Origin of the sequence: Brachybacterium sp. 107 (genome assembly GCF_052379725.1) — a bacterium.
Lineage (GTDB): Bacteria > Actinomycetota > Actinomycetes > Actinomycetales > Dermabacteraceae > Brachybacterium.
Window position 1 is genome coordinate 120841 of the sequence record NZ_JBQSYW010000001.1, and the last position, 22541, is coordinate 143381.

Genomic DNA, 22541 nt, shown 5'->3' on the forward strand with positions numbered 1-22541 from the left:
GTCTCCGTCCTACCAGCAGTGCCGCTCCGAGAGGTCGTTCGGGGCACCTCAGCGCCGGTCGACGTCGACGATGTCGACGCGCACATCATCATCCGAGAGGGCCGCGGTGACCGTGCGCAGGGCACGGGCGGTGCGGCCCGATCGGCCGATGACGCGACCGAGGTCGGCAGCGCCGACCCGGACCTCGAGCAGAGGACCGCGACGCGTGGACTTCTCCGTCACGTTCACGGCCTCAGGATCGTCGACGATGCCGCGGACGAGATGATCGAGGGCTTCCGCGCGGGTGCTCATCTCAGGCCTCGTCGGTCGATGCGGCCTCGGCGTCCGCAGGCTTCTCGCCCTCGGCAGGTGCCTCCTCGGAACCTGCCTCGACCTCGGCGGTCTCGGCAGACTCGGCGGCCTTGGCGTCCTTGGCCTTCTTCGCGCCGTCGCGGGACTCCGCAGCAGCCTTGTCGGCCTCGGCGATGAGCTCCTCGGCGGTCTTCTTGACCTCAGCGGTCTTCAGGGCGCCCTCGGCGGCGGTGCCGCCCTTGACGTTCTGCCAGTCACCGGTGATCTTGAGCAGAGCAGCGACCTGCTCGGTCGGCTGCGCACCGACGCTGAGCCAGTACTGCGCACGCTCGGACTGGACCTCGATGACCGAGGGGTGCTCGGTCGGGTGGTACTTGCCGATCTCCTCGATCACGGCGCCATCGCGCTTCTTGCGCGAATCGGCGACGACGATGCGGTAGTACGGTGCACGGATCTTGCCCATGCGCTTCAGTCGGATCTTGACAGCCACGTGGGTGGACTCTCCTTCAGGGATGTTCGGGTGAGTCCCGCCGCAGCCTGTGGGGTCATGCGGGCGCTGACGGTCCTCGGGGTGTCGTGCTCGGGCGGGTAGAGGGCCGACCCGAGCGCATACAGGGTCGATTATGCCAGGGATCCCCACCTTCGCACCACCCGGGCCCATGTGCACCGGGGCACATGCGGCCGCAGCGGGTCCCTGCGCACTCAGCGCCCGGCGACGATCTCGCCGGCGAGCACGACATGGCTGCGCTCCCGGAGTGCGCGGTGATCCGCCCGGGGGTCCGACGGGACGACGAGGAGGTCCGCCGGGGCACCGTCCTCGAGCCCGGCGACCCCGAGGAACGTCCGGGGAGCCCAGGCCGCCGCCTGCAGGATCTCGGTTCCGTCGAGACCTGCCCGTGAGAGCTCATCCAGCTCGTCGTGGATGATCCCGTGGCCGAGCACTCCCCCGGCATCGGTGCCCACCAGGAGTGGGATGCCCGCGTCATGAGCATCATGAGTGCGCTCGTAGCGCCCGGCGCGCAGACGCCGCATGTGGGCGGCATAGGCGGGGAACTTGGCTTCGCCCTGGGAGGCGTAGGCCTCGAACTCGTCGACGTTGACCAGTGTGCTGACCACCGGGACCCCTGCCGCGGCGGCGCGCTCGATCGTCTCGTTGGTCAGCCCGGTGGCGTGCTCGAGGCAGTCGAACCCGGCGTCGAGCGCGAGCGGGAGGGTTGCCTCGTCGAAGGTGTGCGTCGTGATCCGGGCACCGGCCGCATGGGCGGCGTCGGCCGCGGCGGCGAGATCCTCACCGCTCCAGCAGGGCGTCAGATCGCCGACCTCCCGGTCGATCCAGTCCCCCACCAGCTTCACCCACCCGTCCCCGCGCTCCGCCTCCTGGAGGATCGCGGCCGGGAGATCCTCCGGCTCCAGCTCGTGGGCGTATCCGCGCAGGTAGCGACGGGTGCGGGCGAGGTGGCGCCCGCAGCGGATCAGCCGCGGCAGATCAGCCTGCTGCTGCAGCGGGGAGTTGTCGATGATCGAGCCGGCGTCACGGATCAGGAGCACGCCGGTGTCGCGATCCGTGAGCGCCTGTTCCCGTGCGGCGGCGAGGCTGGTGCCGGCACCGTCATCCCCGATCCCGAGGTGGCAGTGCAGGTCGGCGAGACCGGGGACGACGAACCCGTCGAGCTCCCGGATCTCGGCGCCCGCGGGAAGCTCGGGCTTCTGGTGGTGGATCCTGCCTCCGACGACCCATGCCCCGCTGATCTCCTGCTCCGGGCCGACGAGGATCGGGCCGGTCAGGTGCAGGACGGTCGAGGACTCCGTGGCGATGGTGCTCATGCTCCGAGCCTACCGAGACTGTGCATCGGCGGCGGGACCGGGGCGTGCCCGGTCCCGCCCGCGGTCACTTGCCGCCGAGGAGCTTCTGCATCTCCGGGGGGAGCTGGCTGGGGTCGAAGGAGCTGAGGTCCGGTGCGGACTGCTCGGGGGCGCCGCCGAAGGCGGATCCGCCCGACCCCGCGCCCGCGCTCTCTCCGGCTGCGGCCTTCCTCGCCGCCTCGGCCTGCTCACGGGCGGCCTTGGCGGGGTTCTTCGAGGACTTCGACTTCTTGCCCTGCTTCGGCGACACCTGCTTGCCACGAGACTTCTTGCCCATGCCCATGCCGGGACCGCCCGGCATGGCCGGCGTGCCGCCACCGGCCATCCCGCGGCCCATGGACTTCATCATCGTCTGGGCCTGTTTGAACCGCTCGAGCAGCTGGTTGATCTGCTGCACGGTGGTGCCGGAGCCGCGGGCGATGCGGTTGCGGCGCGACCCGTTGATGACCTTGGGGTTGTTGCGCTCCTCCGGGGTCATCGAGCGGATGATCGCCTCGATGCGGCCGATCTCGCTCTCGTCGAAGTTCTCGAGCGCCTCCCGGTGCTGACCCATGCCGGGCAGCATCCCGAGCATCTTCTTGATGTTGCCCATGTTCTTGAGCTGCTGCATCTGGGACAGGAAGTCGTCGAGGGTGAAGTCCTCGCCGGAGGCGAGCTTCTTCGCCGCCTTCTCGGCCTCGTCCTGGTCGAACGACTTCTCGGCCTGCTCGATGAGGCTGAGCACGTCACCCATGTCGAGGATGCGGTTGGCCATGCGGTCCGGGTGGAACCGCTCGAAGTCGTCGAGGCTCTCGCCGGTGGAGGCGAACAGGATCGGACGTTCGGTCACGCCGGTGATCGACAGGGCGGCACCGCCGCGGGCATCGCCGTCGAGCTTGGAGAGCACGACGCCGGTGAAGCCGACGCCGTCACGGAAGGACTCGGCGACGCGCGCCGCATCCTGGCCGATCATCGCGTCGACGACGAAGAGGGTCTCGTGAGGGTTGACGGCGTCGCGGATGTCCCGCGCCTGCTGCATCATCTCCTCGTCGATGCCGAGACGGCCGGCGGTGTCGACGATGACCACGTCGTGCTGCTGGAACTGCGCGGTGGAGACACCGTTCATCGCGACCAGCACCGGGTCGCCGACGCCGTTGCCCGGCTCGGGCGCGAACACGGGCACGCCGGCTCGCTCGCCGACGATCTGCAGCTGGTTCACGGCGTTGGGGCGCTGGAGGTCGGAGGCGACGAGCAGCGGGGTGTGCCCCTCGGACTTCATCCACTTCGCGAGCTTGCCGGCCAGCGTCGTCTTGCCGGCGCCCTGGAGGCCGGCCAGCATGATCACGGTGGGCGGATTCTTCGCCCAGTGCAGCTCGCCGGTGGCGCCGCCGAGGACCTCGACGAGCTCGTCGTTGACGATCTTGACGACCTGCTGGGCGGGGTTGAGGGCCTTGGAGACCTCTTCGCCCAGGGCGCGCTCGCGCACGCGGCCGGTGAAGGTGCGCACCACCGAGACGGCGACGTCGGCGTCGAGCAGGGCTCGACGGATCTCGCGGATCGTCTTGTCGACGTCCGCTTCGGTCAGGCGGCCATGGCCGCGCAGACCCTTGAGCGACGCTGTGATGCGATCGGAGAGGTTGTTGAACACGAAGCGCTTCCCCTTGGTCGAATGGACCGCCTCAGTGTAGTGGCCACCTCCGGCTCGAGCACGCCCAGGCATCACCTCCGAGGCGAAGGGCACGCACAGCGCCCGGGCCAGCTCATCGGGCCAGCTCATCGGGCCAGCTCATCGGGCCGGCTCAGCGGGTCAGGTCGCGGCGGCGTCCATGAGGGCGGTGACGACCCGTCCGACGGTCGGCGGATCCAGGGAGCGTCCGTGCTGATCGGTCAGGTACAGCACATCGACGGCGCGTTGCCCGAGGGTCATGACATGAGCGCTGCGCACCTGCAGGCGGTGCACCGTGATCACCTGGGCGACGTCGGCCAGGAGGCTGGGACGGTTGCGGGCGTTGACCTGCACGACGGTGGCCTCGCCGGAGGCACCGGGAAGGAGGGTCACGACAGGGGCGTCCTCGGTGGTGCGCGGCGGCGGGGAGGGCGGCAGCTCGAGCACGCGCGCATCGGCCCGGTCGCGGCTCGCGAGCTCCCGGTCCACGGCGCTGCGCAGCACCGAGGGATGCGGGAGGTCCGACGGCGGCGCGGCGACCCACCAGGTGTTCACGGCCGTCCCGTCCTGGGTGGTGACGACAGCGCTGTGCACGTCCAGGCGCAGCCGCACGAGCACGCGGGCCATCGCCGCGAACACTCCGGCCCCGTCGGGCGCCCCGACGCAGATCTGGGAGATCGGCTCGTCCTCGGTGTGCGCCGGATAGAGCACCTGGGCGCTGCCGCTGCGCTGGACGGCCGCCATCACCGCCTCCTGCACGGAGCGCTGCGGGGCCAGCACCGCCCGGGGCGCGGGAGCGGTGCCGCTGAGCGCGTCTCGGGCGATGTCGGTGAGGTGGTCGACGAGGTCCGCGCGCCAGGTGGACCAGGCGGCGGGGCCGGCGGCGATGGCGTCGGCCTCCGTGAGCGCGCGCAGGAGCTCGAGCGTGCCGGCGTCGTGATCGACGGCGACCAGCAGGTCCCGCAGGGTGGCGGGGTCCGCCAGGTCCCGTCCGGTGGCGAGACCGATCAGGGTGAGGTGCTCGCGCACGAGCAGGGCGATCGTGCGGCGGTCCGCGGCATCGAAGCCGAGGTGCCGGGCGGCCGCCTCCGCGAGCGGGGCGCCCTCGGTCGCGTGGTTCCGCTGGCCGGGGACCTTCCCGAGGTCGTGGAGCAGGGCGGCGACCAGGAGCAGGTCCGGCCTGCCCACGCGCGGCAGGAACCGCTGGGCCTCGATGACCGTCTCGATCAGGTGGCGGTCCACGGTGAAGCGATGCACGGCGGCGCGCTGGGGCCGGTTGCGCACGGCCGCCCAGCCCGGGATCCAGCGGGCGAAGATGCCCTTCACGTCGAGCGCCTCGTAGGCCTCCGCGAGGTGCTCCCCCGCGAGGGCGTCGACGAGCACGTCGCGCTGGGCGGGCAGCAGCGGCGCGGCGTCCGCCTGCGCCATGCGGGCCAGCGTGGCATCGGCCAGGGGGAGGCCGGAGACCGCCGCGTGGCGGACCGCCGCCATGTCGCGCAGCAGATCCCGGGAGCCGGGGTCGGTGGAGACCTCGTCGGAGTGCACGAGCACGCCGTGCGGGAGGCGCGTCAGGGCGGGCCGACGGTCGGTGCCCGCACCGCGGGACGCCGCTCCCCCACGGCTGCTCGCGGCCTCGGCGGCGCGGACGGTGCGGTGCAGCTCCCAGGTCACCGCGCGGGCGGCGTCGGCGAGCACCGCGTGGTGGTCGTCGGCCGTGGCATGGCCGGTCAGGGCGGCGACCGCGTCCTGGTCGCCGCGGCCCAGGCGCGTGCCGGAGGTGCCGGTGACGGCCTGCAACGCATCGCGGGCGTCGCCCAGGGTGCGCGCGGCGGCGTCGACGACCTCGTGGTCGTGGTCGGCCAGCCAGCTCTCGGCGATGGCGCGGATGACGGTCACGTCCCGCAGGCCGCCGCGGTCGGATTTGAGGTTCGGTTCGGTCGAGTGCGCGAGCGAGCCGTAGCGGTGGGCGCGGTCCGTCGCCAGCTCCACGAGCTCCCCGACCCGGCGGCGCGCCCCGCGCCGCCACTGGGCCCGGACCCGACGCGAGGTCTCCTCGACGATCTGCGGATCACCCGCGATCACCCGCAGGTCCAGCAGGGAGATCGCGGCACGGAGGTCCTCCTGGGCGATCTGCCCGCACTCATCGGGGCTGCGCACCGCATGGTCGAGCGAGGATCCCGAGTCCCAGATCGGGTACCACAGGGCGCTCGCGAGGCGCTCGGCGCCGGCGTCGTCCAGGACCCCGGGCTCCAGGAGGAGCACCAGGTCCAGATCGCTGCCCGGGCCGAGATCCCGCCGGCCGAGGGAGCCGATCGCGGCCAGCGCCGCGCCCGACGCGGGGCCGCCGGCCTCCGCCCACAGCTCGGCCAGCCAGCCGTCCACGAGGGCTGCCTGCTCGAGCCGGCGACGGGGACCGGCGGTGGGGTCCGCGAAGCCCTCGTGCAGCACCTGGGTGATGCGGCGCGAGGGCAGCGCCTCAGACGGCATCCGCATCCCGCTCCCCCGTGCGGACCCGCACGACGGTGCCGACGTCCGTGGTCCAGATCTTGCCGTCCCCGATGCGGCCGCTGCGGGAGGCCGCCAGGACGAGGTCGATGATCGCGCTCTCGTCGGCGTCCTCCGCGAGCACCTCGACCTTGATCTTGGGGATCGTGTCGATCGTGTACTCGGCGCCGCGGTAGACCTCGGTGTGCCCGCCCTGGCGGCCGTAGCCGGCGACCTCGGTGATCGTCAGCCCGCTGACCCCGTACTCGCGCAGGGAGTCGGTGACCGTCTGGAGGGCGTGCGGCTGGATGATCGCGGTGATGAGCTTCATCGGGGCTCTCCTGTGGTGACGGCTCGCGGGGTGACGGGGGCGGGGTCGGCCGGGGTCGCGGCGGACGGTGCGGGATTGCGCGGCCCCGGATCGGCCGCACCGTCCAGGACGGTGAAGGACTCGTCGGGAGCGACGTGGGCGGCGCGGGCCGGGCCGCCCAGGCGGTCCCGTCGTGCGACGAGAGCACCTGCCAGATCGTATCCGGCCTCCGCGTGGTGGGTGAGGTCGATGCCGGCGCGCTCGTCGGCCTCGGGGATCCGCCATCCGATCGTGTGCTTCAGCGCCAGCGCGATCACTGTGGTGAGGACGCCGGAGAAGACCATCGCGGCGACGGCGACGAGCACCTGGACGACCAGCAGGCTCGCGCCGCCGCCGAGCAGCAGGCCGCCGTCGGCCGCGAGGAAACCGATGCCGATGGTGCCCACGAGGCCACCGACCAGGTGCACGCCGACGACATCCAGCGAGTCGTCGATGCCGAAGCGGTGCTTCAGGCCGACGGCGAGGGCGCACGCCGCACCGGCGACGAGACCGAGCAGGATCGAGGTGAGCGGGCTGAGCGCCGCGGCCGCCGGGGTGATGGCGACGAGCCCCGCGACCACACCGGAGGCGGCACCGAGGGAGGTGACGTGGCGGTCACGGATCCGTTCGACCAGCGCCCAGCCGAGCATCGCGCCCGCGGTGGCGACCGTGGTGTTCACCCAGGCCAGGCCCGCGGTGGCGTCGGCCGTCCCGGCGGATCCGGCGTTGAACCCGAACCAGCCGAACCACAGAAGCGCCGCGCCGAGCATCACCAGCGGCAGGTTGTGGGGCTTCATCGGGTCCGACCCGAATCCCTTGCGGGAACCGACGACGATCGCCAGGACCAGGCCCGCGACGCCGGCGTTGATGTGCACGACGGTGCCGCCGGCGAAGTCGACCGGTTCGGCGATCGAGGCGAAGATGCCGTCGGCGCCGAGCAGTCCCCCGCCCCACACCATGTGGGCGAGCGGCGCGTAGACGAGGACCACCCAGATCGCGGCGAACACCATCCAGGTCCCGAGCTTGACGCGGTCGGCGATCGCGCCGGAGATCAGCGCCGTGGAGATGATCGCGAAGGTCATCTGGAAGCCGGCGGCGACCAGGAAGGGCACACCGCTGCCGGCGAGGATCGACTGCTGGTCCGTGCCCGCCAGGCCGATGTGCTCCAGGGGATCCCCGAACAGCCCGCCGACGTCGGTGCCGAAGGCGAGGGAGTACCCGATGAGCGTCCAGGCGATCGCGACGACAGCCATGGCGCTGAAGGACATCAGCATCATGTTCAGGACGGTGCGGGCACGCACCATCCCGCCGTAGAACAGCGACAGGCCCGGGGTCATCAGCAGCACGAGCGCAGCGCTGACGAGGATCCAGGCGGTCGCCCCGGTGTCGAGGGTGAAGGGCTCCATGACATCTCCGAACTGGAGTGGGGCCGGCCCGGGGTCGCTCACACGACCCTGGGTCCGCGCGGCCCGGCGGGTCGCGCTCACATCGTGCGGCGCTCGGGGCAAGACGCCTATGACAGAAGGCCGCCGTGATCATTCTGTGACCCGCGGTCCCGCCCGGTGGACACCTCGGGTTCCTGTCGGGCGGGGCCGCGCGACACCGACCACGACGAGCCGGGGCCCCAGATCACCCGATCAGGGGCCCCGGCTCGCAGGCGGGTCGGACGAGGAGTCGGCGCGCTCAGTCCTCGAGGAGCGCGTCGACGAAGCCGTAGGGATCGAACGGGGTGAGGTCGTCCATGCCCTCACCGAGCCCCACCATCTTCACCGGGACGCCGAGCGCACGCTGCACGTTGACGACGATGCCGCCCTTGGCGGTGCCGTCGAGCTTGGTCAGCACGATGCCGGTGATGTTCACGGCCTCGGAGAAGACCTTCGCCTGCTGCATGCCGTTCTGGCCCGTGGTGGCGTCGATGACCAGCAGGACCTCCGCGACGCTGTCCCCGTGCAGGCCCTTCTCGGCGACCCGGCGCACCTTGCCGAGCTCGTCCATCAGGCCCTTCTTGTTCTGCAGGCGCCCGGCGGTGTCGATGATGACCACGTCGACCTCCTGCTCGATGCCCTCCTTCACGGCGTCGAAGGCGACCGCTGCGGGATCGGCGCCGTCACGGTCGGCGCGCACCGTGTCGACGCCCACGCGGGAGCCCCAGGTCTGGAGCTGATCGGCGGCGGCGGCGCGGAAGGTGTCCGCCGCGCCGAGCACGACGGTGCGGTCGGCGGCGACCAGGACGCGGGCGAGCTTGCCGACCGTCGTCGTCTTCCCGGTGCCGTTGACCCCGACCATGAGGAGCACGGAGGGGACCTCGGTGCCATCGGGCGCGTCCCGACGGCTGGCGGCGAGCCGTCGGTCGAGGTCGGGATCGATGAGGCCGACGAGCTCCTCGCGCAGGACCTCGCGCACGCCCGCCGCATCATCGGTGCCGAGGACTTGGATGCGGCGACGCAGGTTCTCGAGCATCTCATCGGTGGCGTCGGGGCCGAGGTCGGCCAGGAGCAGGGTCTCCTCGATCTCGTCCCAGGTGTCCTCGTCCACCGCGCCGCCGCGGGTGAGCAGGCCGAGGATGCCCCGCCCGATCGCACCGGAGCGGGAGAGCCGATCGCGCAGACGGACCATGCGGTCCGCCGGGGGCTCGGGAGTGTCCAGCTCCGGTCGGCCGGCAGCAGTCTCCGGGGCGGAGACAGAGGCCGGGGTGGCGACAGGGGCCTCGGTCGCGGGGGCCTCGGTCACGGGGGCCTCGGTCACGGGGGCCTCGGTCGCAGGGGCAGCGGACACCGGGGCATCAGTCACCGGGACGTCGGTCGCTCCGACCTCTGCAGCACTCGCGGCCGGCTCGGGAGCATCGGCAGCAGTCTCGGGAGCACCTGCGGCGGTCTCCGGAGCTGCCGAGGTGCCGACGGCCGGATCGGCCGCGTGCTCGTCGACGCTCTGCGCGCCCTCGGGCGCGACGGTGCCTGCCGCGGCGGACGTCCCCGTCACCGGCTCCGAAGCCTGCGCGGAGTGCTCCGAGGCCTGCGCGGAGCCACGGCCCGCGGCATCGTCCACGGACGGGTCCGTCGCGGGGGCGGGCTCCCCTGCGGACGGCTTCCGCGTCGGCGCGGAGAGGGTGTCCGCCCAGCTGGGCGGGGCGGGGCGATCCTTGACAGCGGTCGAGGACCGCGTCGCCGTCCCGGCCGAGGTCTCCGCCGATGACCCGGTCGTGGTCCCGGTCGCGCCCTGGGATCCGGTCGGCGTCGTGTCGTCGTGGGAGGACTTCTTCTTGCCGCGACCGCGGACGATGGCCCAGGCCACCGCTCCGACGACGAGGACGCTGCCACCGCCACCAGCGAACAGGGCAAGGATGTCATTGGGATCCACGGGTCACCTCCGGGGTCGGGGAAGCCGGCGATGCGGCGAGGCCAACGGCCAGTGTAGGCCGCAGGCGGATCCCCCCGGCACTGCAGGACCCGGTGGGGACACCCGGTGGAGGAGCAGAGTCCTCAGCGACGTGTGCGGGAGGTGTGCCGCGGGTTCTCCACGGGCCGCCCGTCGTCGTCGTGATCGCGCTCACGCAGATGGGGTGCGGCGACGACGAACAGGATCGCGAGGGCCACCACGACGGCAGCAGCCAGGAAGACGAGGGTGACCACGGGCAGTTGCATGCTCTCAGTGTGCACGCCGCAGCCCGGATCCGCTGGGATCCGGGATGCGGCGCGCCTCACGTCTGCGGCTGCGGGCCGCGATCAGCCGAGCTCGGGGAACCAGATGCCGATCTCGCGGGCCGCGGACTCCTCGGAATCGGAGCCGTGCACGAGGTTCTGGATCACCGGGAGGTCCCATTCGCGGGCGAGGTCTCCGCGGATCGTGCCGGGAGCGGCCTCGGTCGGGTTCGTGGCACCGGCCAGGGACCGGAAGCCGGCGATCACGCTGTCGCCCTCGGCGACGATCGCGACGAGCGGGCCGGCGCCCATGTACTCGACGAGGCCGGGGTAGAAGGGCTTGCCCTCGTGCTCGGCGTAGTGAGCGGACAGCTCTTCGGCGGTGGCGGTGCGCTGGGCCAGAGCCACGATCTCGTAGCCCTTCACCTCGAGGCGACGGATGATCTCCCCGCGCAGGCCGCGCTGGACGGCGTCGGGCTTGAGCAGGACAAGGGTGCGCTGTGCAGTCATGTCACCAGGGTACCCACGGCGACGGCGCTCCGCGTTCAGTCCTGCGCGGACTCCTGCTGGGCCCATACCTTCTGGTCGACGGCGTCCTTCTCCCGATCCAGCTGCTTGCCCTTGAGCACGCCGTAGACGAAGAGCGCGGCGAAGCCGATGCCCACCACCCACATCGCGGTGACCTGGAGGCCCAGCAGGATCGTGGGGATCTGCAGGGCGATGCCGAGCCAGTAGGGCCAGGCACCGCGCTTGAGCAAGCCGGAGCAGGCCACGAGCGCGAGGGCGGTCACGATGCCCCAGATCCAGGTGGTCGCCCGGTCACCGGGCACCAGCTGATGCGCTGCGAGCACCGCGAAGAACACGACGAAGGCCTCGACGACCAGCGTCGTCGCGGAGAACATGCGCTGCGCACCATGCGGGCGCGGCGAAGGGGTCAGGTCCAGAGCCATGATCAATCCTCCTGCGGGACGCCCAGGAGGTCCCGCACCTCGGCCACGAGCGTGACCGAGCCCGCGACGACGACACCGCCGAACTGGTCGCCGTCGGTCTCCGAGAGGTCGACGGCTGCCTGGATCGCATCGGGCAGGCTCCCCTGCTCGAGCACACGCTCCTCGTCGTCGAACACGTCCCGCGCGATCTCTGCGAGCACGTCGGTGGGGATCGCGCGCGGGGACGAGGACTGGGTGATCACGACGTAGTCCAGGAGCGGTTCGAGCACGGCGAGGATCTCCTCGGCGTCCTTCTCCTGGAGGATCCCGACGAGCCCGATGGTGCGGGTGAGCCGGAAGTTCTCCCGGACCGTCTCGACGAGGGTCTGGGCACCGGCGGGGTTGTGCGCGGCATCCAGCACGATGGTGGGCGACTGGCGGACGACCTCCGCCCGACCGGGCGAGGTGACCGTGGACAGCGCGGCACCGAGCATCTCCCCGTCCAGCACCGTGGTGCCGTCCCCGAGCAGGGCCTCGGCCGCCGCGACGGCCAGCAGCGCATTGCGGGCCTGGTGCTCGCCGAGCAGCGAGAGGAAGACCTCCTCGTAGCGGCCGGCGATCCCCTGCAGGGAGAGCATCTGGCCGCCGACGCCCGGCGTGTGGGCGAGCACGCCGATCTGCTGATCCTCGATCGCGGCCTCGGCGCCGAGCTCACCGATCCGCTCGCGCAGCACATCGGCGGCGTCCTCGTACGGCTGGTTGGCGATGATCGCCGTGGCCGTGGCCGTGAGGATGCCCGCCTTCTCCCCCGCGATCTCGGCGATCGTGTCTCCGAGGTACTCCTGGTGGTCCATCGAGATGGGCGTGATCACGGTGACATCGGGGTCGACGACGCCGGTGGCGTCCCAGGTCCCGCCCAGGCCGGTCTCGACCACGGCGACGTCGACGGGTGCCGACGCGAACGCCTGGAAGGCCATCGCCGTGAGGTATTCGAAGTAGGTCAGCCGCACACCCCCGGCGGCCTCCTGCTCGGCGTCGACGATCGCGGCGAAGGGCTCGACGTCCTGGTAGGCCTGGAGGAAGCCCTCCTCGTCGATGGGAGAGCCGTCGATGCCGATCCGCTCGACCGGCGAATGCAGGTGCGGGCTCGTGGTGCGGCCCGTGCGCAGCCCGGCCTCGCGCAGGATCCGCTCGAGGATCCGCGCGGTGGTGGTCTTGCCGTTGGTGCCGGCGATACGGATCGAGCGATAGGCCCGCTGAGGGTTGCCCATCAGGTCCATCACCCGGGTGATCCGTGACAGGTCCGGTTCGATCCGGTTCTCCGGCGCGCGGTCGAGCAGGGCGGCATAGACCTCTCGCAGCTCGGGCGACATGGCCGGACGAGACGTGCCCGGACGGGGAGAACTCGGCACAGGGGCTCCTGGGTTCGACGGGGTGGAAGGGGGCGCAGATCAGTGTACGAGCACCCCCTGGATGACCGTTCCTCCCGAGAGGCCTGTTGTCCACACCGGACGGGAACCTCACTGGGAGGGGATCGGGACGTTCCTAGGATCGGCATATCGATGTGGGAGGGGTCACCAGGACGCCTCGTGGCCGAGGAGCGGAACCATGGGTGCCTTGAGGATCGGCGTGGCCACGGGCCTCACCCCGCTGCGATGCGCCACCGCCGGCAACTCTCCCGGGCGTGCGCGGTGACCCTCTCCTGCGGCGCGGACACCGCGGCGCTGCGGGCGCAAGCGGTCCGCCTGCGTCGGGCATCGACCGTCCTCGACGCCCTGCGCCTCCGCCTCGATGCTGTCGTGGAGGAGGTCCCCTGGACCGGACCGGACGCCGACGCCTTCCGGAGCGGATGGGCCGGGCCGACAGCGTCCGGGCTGAGGGCTCTGCGCGCGGAGCTCCTCGCCCTCGGCGATCGCGGCCTGGAGGAGGCCCGGGAGCAGGACATCGCCTCGGAGCGCGACAGGGCCGGGACCGGGGCATCGGCCGGGGCGGGAACGCTCCCCGGGGAGAGCCGGACAAGCTCGATCCCGGAGGCGGTTCCTGCTCCCTCCGGCAACGGGTACCTCCACGACGACGCCCCTGCGATACCGAACCTGCTCGAGGACCCGGCGGAGGCCCTGCTCTCGTCCGCGGCACGGATCGCGTCGGACGGCATCGGCTGGGGCGCCGAGACAGGACTCGACGCTCTGGAGTCACGCCTCGATCTCGCAGGGATCCGGAGCGACGGCATCGGTCAGTTCCAGCGCGATGCCGACCATCTCGGAAGCATTCTCGAGGACTGGGCCACCGGCGAGCGCACCCCGACGTACGCGGAGCTGGGCGCCGCAGGACTGGTGGTGTCGGGCTCGGCCGGCGTCGGGGTGTACGAGGCCGCCACCGGGGAGGACACCCCCTTCCTCGATGACCGGCCGGGCGGCATCGTCGACAGGGTCGAGTCCCGGGAGAGCAGCTCTCGCGGGCCACAGGACCTGCAGGATCTGATCGCCCAGAACGATTCGCTTCGACTCCGACGCGGAGAGCAGGAGGCCCGCGACGCCGGGCAGATCGGGATTCTGGAGATCCGCGATGCCTCCGGTGCGGATCCCACCTACATCGTGCAGATCCCACCCACCGAAGGGGCACCCATCGCCTCGGTTCCCGACGCCTACGGGGGCCAGGGGAACTCCCGGGACTGGGGGTCGAACCTCCGGCTCATCGCGGGCCAGCATCCGGCGGCGATGGACGATGTGCGGGCCGCGATGGAAGCGGCGGGCATCCCGCCGGGCTCCAAGGTCCTGCTCGTCGGGCACAGCCAGGGCGGGATCGTCGCCACCCATCTCGCGGCGGATCCCCGCTTCAACAGCGGCTCGGGGCGCCCGGGGACCTACGACGTGACCCACACCTTCTCAGTCGGCTCCCCGGTGCAGACGGTCGTCCCGGCCCAGTCGTCCACGCAGTCGGTGAATGTCCACCACGAGTCGGGGATCGGCGTCACCGGGTTCCGCGGAGACCTGATCGCCGCGACCGATCTGGAAGGCGCCCAGCCCGGGGGGACCCGGCTCGGCGCCCCGGGGCTCCAAGAGGTGTCGCTCGACCCCTATCCGGTGACGGGCGTCGATCCGGTCCCGGTGCTCGCAGCGAACCACGACTCCATGGGGCCGGGCCACGATCCCGGGGGCGGCTACTCCGGGTCCCTCGCGCGTGGCACGGCCGGCGACCCCGTGCTGTCCGCGCTGCAGGAGGACCTCACCGGCCTGTACCTGGGAGAGGGCACCTCCGTGTCCCGCTCGCTCGTGGTCACGGTCGGCCGAGGAGCACCGTGACGCCTGGCAGCGCTCACCAGCGGGAGCGCTGCCAGGCCGTCACGGCGCCCGTCAGACCGTCGCGGCGCCTGTCAAGCCGTCACGGTGCCCGTCAGGCCTTCACGACGGAGACCCTCACGGTGCCTCCGGAGACCTTCTCGCTCGCCTCGTGCGCCCCGGCTGCCGGAGCTGCGGGCACGTCGAGCTCGACGGCCAGCACCTCCCCGGCGACCAGCTCGCGGTGCGCGGTGACCGCGGCGACGACCTGCTCGTCGCCGTCCACGGTCAGACGGATCCGATCGGAGACCTCGAGCCCGGCCTCGCGGCGGGCCGACTGGATCGCCCGGACGACGTCGCGGGCGGTGCCCTCGGCCTCGAGCTCCGGGCTCACCCGGGTGTCGAGTGCGAGGAAGTCGCCGCCGCGCAGCACGCCCACGGAGCGCCCCTCCATCGCGGAGGACTCCCCCGCGACCAGATCCAGCGAGTACTCGCCCTCGACGAGCTCGATGCCGCCGGAGGTGACCACGCCGTTCTCGTCGGCCGACCAGTCGCCGCTCTTGGAGCCCTTGATGACCGTCTGCACCTGCTTGCCCAGGCGGGGTCCGGCGGCCCGGGCGTTGACGCTGAGCCGCTGCTCGACGCCCATGCCCTGGGCCTCGTCGCTCGCCACGTCCAACAGGCGCACGGCCTTGACGTTGAGCTCGTCGGCGATGATCGCGGCGAAGGCCTCCAGGGCGCTCGGGTCGTGGTGGACCACGGTGAGCTCGGCGAGCGGCAGCCGGGCCCGCAGCTGCTCCTTCTTGCGCAGGGAGTTGCCCACGCTCGCGACCTGGCGCACGGCGTCCATCCGGGCCACGAACGCGTCGTCGCGGGGGAAGAGGTCCGCGTCGGGCCAGTCCGTGAGGTGCACGGAACGGCCTCCGGTGAGCTGCTTCCAGATCTCCTCGGCGACCATGGGCAGCAGCGGGGCGACCACCTGGCACAGCGTCTCCAGGCAGGTGGACAGCACGTCGATCGCCTGCTCGTCGCCCTCCCAGAAGCGGTCGCGGGAGCGGCGCACATACCAGTTGGTGAGCATGTCCAGGTAGTCCTGGATCAGCTCGGCGGCATCGGCGATCGCGAGCGCGGTCAGCGAGTCCTTCACCTCGCGCACCAGATCACCGGTGCGGGCCAGCAGGTACTGGTCCATGACGTCGGTGGACTGGTAGCGGGTGCGTCCGCGGTAGCCCGTCGGCTTCCCGTCGGCGTCCTTCTCCCCGGCGGCGTTCGCGTACAGGCCCAGGAAGTACCAGACGTTCCACAGCGGCAGCACCACGTGGCGCGTGGCATCGCGGATCTTCGGTTCGTCGACCACCAGGTTGCCGCCGCGCAGGATCGGCGAGCTCATGAGGAACCAGCGCATCGCGTCGGCCCCGTACTTGTCGAACATCTCGCGCACGTCGGGGTAGTTGCGCAGAGACTTCGACATCTTCTGCCCGTCCTCGCCGAGCACGATGCCGTGGCAGATCACTGAGGTGAACGCGGGCCGGTCGAACAGCGCGGTCGAGAGCACGTGCATGACGTAGAACCAGCCGCGGGTCTGCCCGATGTACTCCACGATGAAGTCCGCCGGATTGTGGCTCTCGAACCAGTCGGTGTTCTCGAAGGGGTAGTGCACCTGGGCGTACGGCATCGAGCCCGAGTCGAACCAGACGTCGAAGACCTCCTCGACGCGGCGCATCGTGGAGCGCCCGGTCGGGTCGTCGGGGTTGGGCCGGGTGAGCTCGTCGATGTACGGACGGTGGAGGTTCACCTCGCCGTGCTCGTCGCGCGGGAGGGTGCCGAAGGCCTCCTCGAGCTCGGCGAGGGAGCCGTACACGTCCACGCGCGGGTGGTTCGGATCGTCGCTCTTCCACACCGGGATCGGGGATCCCCAGTAGCGGTTGCGGGAGATCGCCCAGTCGCGGGCGCCCTCGAGCCAGCGACCGAACTGGCCGTCCTTCACGTTGCCGGGCACCCAGTCGATCTGCTCGTTCAGCTCGAGCATGCGCTCGCGCTGGTCGGCGACCTTCACGTACCAGGAGCTCACAGCCTTGTAGATCAGAGGGTTCCGGCAGCGCCAGCAGTGCGGGTAGGAGTGCACGTAGCTGGCCTCGCGCAGGAGGCGCCCGGCGCGCTGGAGGTTGCGGATGATCGGGCGGTTCGCCTCGAACACCTGCACGCCGGCGATCTCGTCGAGCGCGGTCCCGGCGAAGTAGTCCAGGAACTGCGCGCCCTCATCGACGGAGACGATGACGGGGATGCCGTACTCGGCGTTGACCTGCTGGTCGATCTCGCCGTAGGCGGTGGCCTGGTGGACCACGCCGGTGCCGTCGTCGGTCGAGACGTAGTCGGCGACGGTGACGATCCAGGCGTTCTGGGTGCCCCACTTCTCCCGGTCCTCGGAGTAGATGGTCCACAACGGCTCGTAGGCGACGTGCTCGAGCTCGGAGCCGACGAACACGCGCTCCTCGCAGGCTGCGAGCGCATCCTCGGCGCTCTCGTAGCCGAGCTCCTTGGCGTAGGAGCCCAGCAGCGCGGTCGCCATCAGGTAGCGGCCCTCGCCGGCGGCGGTGCCGTCGGCGGCGCCGAGCGGACCGGCGGGGACCACGGAGTACTCGAGCTCCGGCCCCACGGCGAGGGAGAAGTTGGTGGGCAGGGTCCACGGCGTGGTGGTCCAGGCCAGCGCGCCGACGCCCTCGAGGCCGAGCTGCCGGGCCTTGTCCCCGGTGAAGGGGAAGGTGACGGTGACGGTCTGGTCCTGGCGCTCCTGGTAGACGTCGTCGTCCATGCGCAGCTCGTGGGCGGAGAGCGGCGTCTGGTCCTTCCAGCAGTAGGGCAGCACGTAGTAGCCCTCGTAGGCGCGGTCCTTGTCATAGAGCGTCTTGAACGCCCAGAGCACCGATTCCATGAAGGTGACGTCGAGGGTCTTGTAGTCGTTCTCGAAGTCGACCCAGCGGGCCTGGCGGGTGACGTAGTCCTCCCACTCCTTGGTGTACTTCAGCACCGAGTTCCGTGCGGAGTTGTTGAACGCCTGGAGCCCCATCTCCTCGATCTCGGACTTCTCGGTCATGCCGAGCTCCCGCATCGCCTCGAGCTCGGCGGGCAGGCCGTGGGTGTCCCAGCCGAAACGGCGGTCCACCTTGTTGCCGCACATGGTGCGGAAGCGCGGGATGACGTCCTTGACGAAACCGGTCAGCAGGTGCCCGTAGTGGGGCAGGCCGTTGGCGAAGGGCGGACCGTCGTAGAAGACGAACTCCTCGGCGCCCTCGCGCTGGGCGATCGAGGCTCGGAAGGTGTCGTCCTGCCGCCAGAACTCCTGGATGGCGTTCTCGAGCGAGGGCAGGTTCGGCGAGGGGACGAGCGGGTCTCCGCTGACCGGGTAGACCATGGGGCGGACCTCCGAAGAAGGACAAGGGGCGGCGGCTGGGACATCACGATGCCCGAGGACGCTTCCGACCCGGAGGCCGAGGGCGCGGTACCACCTCGGTTGACGCCTGATCCCTGCCGGCGGACCGGCACGGGGCGTCCCCTTGTTCCTCAGCGATGACGGGCTGGTCCCGGCGGGTTCTACTGGGCCCTCCCCGCGAACGGGCGATGGGTTGTTCTTCCCGCGGCTCTCCGGTGATGGCCGGGTCGATGCCGTTGCCGGTCAGTGTACGCGGCGCTCCCCCGGAGGTCACCCGTGCCCGGCGCGAAGAGACACGGCGAACACCGCGGGCGTGGGCGACGGGGCTGGCAGGGCGGGGCTGGCAGGGCGATGCGATGCGATGCGATGTGATGCGATGCGATGCGGAGTCACGATGCCAGGGAATCTGCCCCGTGTGCACAGCACCGGTCCAGGTTGAGGACGTCTGATTGCTCCAGCGGCAGATCGCCGACAGGGTCCCCCGAGGAGGAACCGACATGGATGACGAACCACGGCGAGATCATCTGCCGTCGACGGTGCCCACCGCGTCGGATGCCCCTGCAGGTCGCACCGAGGTGACCGTCCACTTCCCGCAGTCCGACTCCATGGTCCCGGCAGAGGCCTCGGCCCATCCTCCGCACGGCCTGCGCGACCGGGCGACCGCGGGAGCCGCGTCGCTGGGCGCCGCCGCCCTGCTGGTGCTGAGCTTCGGGCCGACCGCTCTCGCGCTGACCCCGTCGGGCGCTCCCTCGGTGCCGCCGCAGGGCAGGAACTGGATCGCGCCGCTGGACGTCGAGGCCACCACCACCGCAACCGCCACGACCGCGACCACCGCACCGGAGCACCGGGACGGACAGGCGTCCTGAGGCAGGTCCCTTGACACCAGGTGAGGCAGGCCTCACCCCCGGTTCGGTGCGCGGCCGTGGGAAACTTGATGTTCCACGGTTCCGTCCGTTCAGGACGGTCGACGAAGAAGGAGCGAGGATGTCGCTGTTCGGAGAGCCCTTCACCGCCAAGTGCCTCAAGTCCGGGATCACGGTCGAGGTCGACGAGGGCCAGTCCCTCCTGCAAGCCCTGCTCGATGCCGACATCCCCATGGACTACTCCTGCGAGGGTGGCGTCTGCGGAACCTGCGTGGTGCCGCTGGTCTCCGGGCAGGTCGAGCACATGGACGAGTTCCTCATGGATGACGAGCACGACGATCAGATGATCACGTGCGTCTCCCGCGGTGAGGGCGAGATCGAGATCGACGTCTGAGTCGATCAGATCGGCGGCGACGTCATGGACGACGCGGTGTCATGGACACGACGTCATGGACGGGACGTCATGGACGGGACGTCAAAGACGACGGGTCGTCATAGTCGGGGCCCGGCCACAGCCCAGGCGAGGCTCACCAGGCAGATCAGGGCGACCGACAGCGGCAGGGCGAGGGTGGGGCCGGCGATGAGCAGGCCGAGCACGCCGACAGCGGCGATCGACAGCAGCAGCACGAACAGCGCCGGACGGCCCGCGCTAGGCTTGCGCCACGTGCCGTGGCGCGAAGAGTTCTCCGTGTACGTCGTCTCCGTGTACGTCGTCATGGTGACGTCCTGTCCGCTGGGTGCTCCGGGCCTGATCCGCTGAGGCGGGATATCCGTCTCGGTGGTCCTGGTGCCGAGTGGTCCTGGTGCCGATCAATACCCCCATCCTGCTCGGCGGCACCGGTCGCGCACATCCCTCGGGAGGCGGACACCCGTCTCCGTCTTTGGTCGTAGACCGACGATCCTGGACGCGCCACCGGCACCCGACCGCCGTGACCCCGACCGCAGCGCCCCGATCTCAGCTCACCGGAGGCGCCGGCGTCCCGGACGCCTCGAGCGGATCGCCCGCGGAACCCTCCTGCTGCTGAGCGCCATCGCGCGCGGAGTCCTGGGCGACGAGGTCCGCGAACACTCCGCCACGTCCCAGGAGCTCCTCGTAGGTGCCTCGTTCGACGATCCGCCCCGCCGCCATCACGATGATCTGATCCGCCGCGCGGACCGTGGAGAGACGGTGCGCGATCGAGACGGTGGTGCGCCCGCGGGCCACGGCGTCCAGCGCGCCGGACATCGCGCGTTCGGTGACGACGTCGAGGGCGGAGGTGGCCTCGTCCAGCAGCAGCACGGGCGGGTCCCGGAGGATCGTCCGGGCGAGCGCCAGGCGCTGCTTCTCGCCGCCGGAGAACCGATATCCGCGCTCCCCCACCACGGTCGCGTAGCCGTCGCTCAGGCCGACGATGTGGTCGTGGATCTGGGCGATGCGGCAGGCCCGCACGAGGTCCTCGTCGCTCGCGTCGGGCCGGGCGAAGCGCAGGTTCTCGGCGATCGTGGCGTGCAGGAGATAGGTCTCCTGGGTGACCACGCCGAGGCTGTCCGCGAGCGAGCCCATCGTGATGTCCCGCAGGTCGTGCCCGTCCAGGGTGATCCGGCCCGTGGTCGGCTCGTAGAGGCGGGCCATGAGGTATCCGGTGCTGGTCTTCCCCGAACCGGTGGTCCCCACGAGTGCCGTGTGGCGGCCGGCCGGGATCACGAGGTCCAGGCCGTGCAGCGCCGGGGCGTCGGCCCCCGGATAGGTGAACGTGACGCCTTCGAAGCGGATCTCGCCGCGCACCTCGGTGGGATCCAGCGCGAGGGCGTCGGGCGCGTCGGCGATGGTGATCGGGGCGTCGAGGTACTCGAAGACTCGGGTGAACAGGGCCAGGGAGCTGTTGACCTGGGTGGCTACCCGCAGCAGGCCGTTGATCTGCGGGAACAGCCCGGACTGCAGGGCGATGAAGGCGACCAGGGTGCCGATGGTGACGCCGGTGCCGGAGAACAGCAGGTGCCCGCCCAGCAGGTACGTCAGCGCCGGGAACAGCGCCATCAGCGTGGTGAACACGGCCATGTGCCAGCGGCCGGCCATCTCCGAGCGCACCTCGAGGTCGGCCAGGCCCCGGGAGTCGACGGTGAAGGCGTCGGTCAGCGCCTGCGAGCGACCCATCGTCAGCCCCAGCAGGATCCCGGAGACCGACAGCGACTCCTGGATCCCGGCGGAGAGGTCCGCGGCCTTCTCCTGGCGGATGCGGACGATCTCCCGTCGGCGTCGGCCCACCCGGCGGTTCATCCACACCGCGAGCGGCAGGGCGATGAGGGAGAACAGAGTGAGCCGCCAGTCCAGGGCGAACATCGCCACCAGCGCCATGACCACGGCCGCCGCGGACGAGACGATCTGGGTCATCACGCTGGTCACCATGGCCTGCATCGACCCGATGTCGGAGAAGATGCGTGACTGGATCTCGCCGGTGCGGGTCCGGGTGAAGAACCCCAGCCCCATGCGCTGGAGGTGCGCGTACACCGAGACCCGCAGGTCGTGCATGACGGCCTGCCCCACTCGTGTGGACAGCATCGACTGGGTGACGCCGAGGGCGCTGGAGACGATGGTGACGGCGATCAGGCCGCCGACGCACCTGGCCAGGACGTCGGCCCGCTGGTCCGGGAGGGCGACATCGACGATCTCCCGGATCAGGAACGGCGAGACCACCCCGGTCGCGGCGCCGATCGCGATGAGCACCAGCACCGCGATGAGCGTCCCGCGGTAGGGGCGGAACAGGGCGAGCACACGGCGCAGGTCGGGCCGCTGTCCCGGTGCCAGCCTGCGCTCCTCCCCGCGGGCTCGGCCGCCACCCATGCCGCCGCCGGGGCCGCCCATGCCACCGCCCATACCGCCGTGGGCCATCAGACTCCCTGGTGCCGGGCGACGCGGTGGGCTGCGGCCTGGGCGAGCGGACGCACGGTGATCAGGTCGAGGTTCACGTGGTGCGGGGCACCCAGGGCGTAGGAGATGACGTCGGCGCAGTCCTGCGCGGTCAGCGGATTCTCGACGCCGTCGTAGACCTTGTCGGCCGCGTCCTGGTCGCCGAGCCGCACCAGGGAGAACTCCTCGGTGCGGACCATGCCCGGGGCGACCTCGATGACGCGGATCGGTTCGCCGTTGAGCTCGAGGCGCAGGGCGGCGGCGAGCATGTGCTCCCCGGCCTTCGCCGCGTTGTAGCCGGACCCGCCGGGATAGGCCTCCTGCGCCGCGACCGAGGTGACGAACAGCAGATCGCCGCGCCCGCTCGTCCGGACGGACGGGAGCAGCGCACGGGTGACCCGCACCGCACCGAGCACGTTGATGTCGTACATGCGCTGCCATTTCTCGAGGTCCGCCTCGGCGGCGGATTCGACGCCCAGCGCCCCGCCGGCCACGTGGACCACCGCGTTCAGGCTCCCACCGAACAGCTCGTCGACGCGCTCCACGAGAGCAGCGACGGAGTCGTCGGAGGTCACGTCCACGGCGAGCACCTCGCAGCCGGTCTCGGCCGCGAGCTCGTCCAGGCGTTCCTGGCGGCGGGCCACGGCGAGGACACGCCATCCCTCGGCCACGAGCCGCGCCGCGGTCGCACGGCCGATCCCGGAGGATGCTCCGGTGACGACGGCGGTGAGGTCGTCGGCCCCGGACGAGGGGACGGAGGCCGAGGTCGAGCTCGCGGTCGAGGTGCCGGACGGGGACGGGGCGGGAGAAGCGGTCATGAGCTCAGGATACGCAGGCCTCCCACCCCGTCGCGGGCCTCGTCGCGGGGCGCGGGCACGGGGCGG

19 protein-coding genes are annotated in these 22541 nt (G+C 71.3%); 3 read left to right on the forward strand and 16 right to left on the reverse strand.

Annotation, left to right across the window (positions count from 1 at the left end; translation table 11 throughout):
• Window positions 1–48: 48 nt before the first annotated feature.
• The 12 genes from ACT3UL_RS00545 to ACT3UL_RS00600 form a co-directional block, all read right to left on the reverse strand.
• Entirely contained in the window at window positions 49–291 is a 243-nt protein-coding gene (locus ACT3UL_RS00545; protein WP_193116336.1) for a KH domain-containing protein, read from the reverse strand.
• Window position 292: 1 nt separating this feature from the next.
• Window positions 293–781 (reverse strand): 30S ribosomal protein S16, encoded by a 489-nt coding sequence (gene rpsP, locus ACT3UL_RS00550; RefSeq protein ID WP_444576075.1) that lies wholly within the window; start codon window positions 779–781, stop codon window positions 293–295.
• Window positions 782–993: 212 nt separating this feature from the next.
• Window positions 994–2115 carry an amidohydrolase family protein gene (locus ACT3UL_RS00555; RefSeq protein WP_444576077.1) on the reverse strand — a complete coding sequence of 374 codons (1122 nt, stop codon included), beginning with the start codon at window positions 2113–2115 and terminating at the stop codon, window positions 994–996.
• 64 nt (window positions 2116–2179) lie between these two features.
• Window positions 2180–3781: a signal recognition particle protein gene (gene ffh / locus ACT3UL_RS00560; protein ID WP_444576546.1), complete on the reverse strand. Its 1602-nt coding sequence runs from the start codon at window positions 3779–3781 to the stop codon at window positions 2180–2182.
• 159 nt (window positions 3782–3940) lie between these two features.
• Window positions 3941–6292, reverse strand: coding sequence for an HD domain-containing protein (locus ACT3UL_RS00565; RefSeq protein ID WP_444576078.1), 2352 nt, complete (start codon window positions 6290–6292; stop codon window positions 3941–3943).
• Complete coding sequence (locus ACT3UL_RS00570) at window positions 6276–6614, reverse strand: P-II family nitrogen regulator (RefSeq protein WP_444576080.1); 339 nt, start codon at window positions 6612–6614, stop codon at window positions 6276–6278. Before ACT3UL_RS00570 ends, ACT3UL_RS00565 begins: the two co-directional genes overlap by 17 nt.
• A complete protein-coding gene (locus ACT3UL_RS00575; RefSeq protein ID WP_444576081.1) occupies window positions 6611–8038 on the reverse strand; it encodes an ammonium transporter in 1428 nt (475 codons plus the stop codon). Before ACT3UL_RS00575 ends, ACT3UL_RS00570 begins: the two co-directional genes overlap by 4 nt.
• A gap of 277 nt (window positions 8039–8315) precedes the next feature.
• Window positions 8316–9677 (reverse strand): signal recognition particle-docking protein FtsY, encoded by a 1362-nt coding sequence (gene ftsY / locus ACT3UL_RS00580; RefSeq protein WP_444576547.1) that lies wholly within the window; start codon window positions 9675–9677, stop codon window positions 8316–8318.
• Between the two features lie 434 nt (window positions 9678–10111).
• Entirely contained in the window at window positions 10112–10273 is a 162-nt protein-coding gene (locus ACT3UL_RS00585) for a hypothetical protein (protein ID WP_444576083.1), read from the reverse strand.
• An 81-nt stretch (window positions 10274–10354) separates the two neighbouring features.
• Window positions 10355–10780: a nucleoside-diphosphate kinase gene (gene ndk, locus ACT3UL_RS00590; RefSeq protein ID WP_444576084.1), complete on the reverse strand. Its 426-nt coding sequence runs from the start codon at window positions 10778–10780 to the stop codon at window positions 10355–10357.
• A gap of 35 nt (window positions 10781–10815) precedes the next feature.
• Complete coding sequence (locus tag ACT3UL_RS00595) at window positions 10816–11220, reverse strand: DUF4233 domain-containing protein (protein WP_444576086.1); 405 nt, start codon at window positions 11218–11220, stop codon at window positions 10816–10818.
• Window positions 11221–11222: 2 nt separating this feature from the next.
• On the reverse strand, window positions 11223–12572 hold the full coding sequence (locus ACT3UL_RS00600; protein ID WP_444576087.1) for a bifunctional folylpolyglutamate synthase/dihydrofolate synthase: 1350 nt from the start codon (window positions 12570–12572) through the stop codon (window positions 11223–11225).
• A 318-nt stretch (window positions 12573–12890) separates the two neighbouring features.
• Here ACT3UL_RS00600 and ACT3UL_RS00605 point away from each other — a divergent pair, with 318 nt between their 5' ends.
• Window positions 12891–14501, forward strand: coding sequence for a WXG100 family type VII secretion target (locus ACT3UL_RS00605; RefSeq protein WP_444576089.1), 1611 nt, complete (start codon window positions 12891–12893; stop codon window positions 14499–14501).
• Between the two features lie 91 nt (window positions 14502–14592).
• On the opposite strand, the gene ileS is transcribed toward ACT3UL_RS00605, so the two are convergent.
• Window positions 14593–17889 (reverse strand): isoleucine--tRNA ligase, encoded by a 3297-nt coding sequence (ileS, locus tag ACT3UL_RS00610; RefSeq protein ID WP_444576091.1) that lies wholly within the window; start codon window positions 17887–17889, stop codon window positions 14593–14595.
• A gap of 515 nt (window positions 17890–18404) precedes the next feature.
• On the opposite strand from ileS, the gene ACT3UL_RS00615 reads away from it, so the two are divergent.
• Window positions 18405–18773, forward strand: a complete 369-nt coding sequence (locus ACT3UL_RS00615) for a hypothetical protein (protein WP_444576092.1) — start codon at window positions 18405–18407, stop codon at window positions 18771–18773.
• A gap of 118 nt (window positions 18774–18891) precedes the next feature.
• The gene (locus ACT3UL_RS00620) at window positions 18892–19164 is read left to right on the forward strand and encodes a 2Fe-2S iron-sulfur cluster-binding protein (protein WP_444576094.1); all 273 of its coding nucleotides are present in this window, start codon (window positions 18892–18894) and stop codon (window positions 19162–19164) included.
• Between the two features lie 98 nt (window positions 19165–19262).
• Here ACT3UL_RS00620 and ACT3UL_RS00625 read toward each other — a convergent pair whose 3' ends face one another.
• The 3 genes from ACT3UL_RS00625 to ACT3UL_RS00635 form a co-directional block, all read right to left on the reverse strand.
• Window positions 19263–19487, reverse strand: a complete 225-nt coding sequence (locus ACT3UL_RS00625; RefSeq protein ID WP_444576095.1) for a hypothetical protein — start codon at window positions 19485–19487, stop codon at window positions 19263–19265.
• A gap of 238 nt (window positions 19488–19725) precedes the next feature.
• The gene (locus ACT3UL_RS00630; protein WP_444576097.1) at window positions 19726–21639 is read right to left on the reverse strand and encodes an ABC transporter ATP-binding protein; all 1914 of its coding nucleotides are present in this window, start codon (window positions 21637–21639) and stop codon (window positions 19726–19728) included.
• Complete coding sequence (locus ACT3UL_RS00635) at window positions 21639–22475, reverse strand: SDR family oxidoreductase (RefSeq protein WP_444576099.1); 837 nt, start codon at window positions 22473–22475, stop codon at window positions 21639–21641. Before ACT3UL_RS00635 ends, ACT3UL_RS00630 begins: the two co-directional genes overlap by 1 nt.
• Between the last annotated feature and the right edge of the window lie 66 nt (window positions 22476–22541).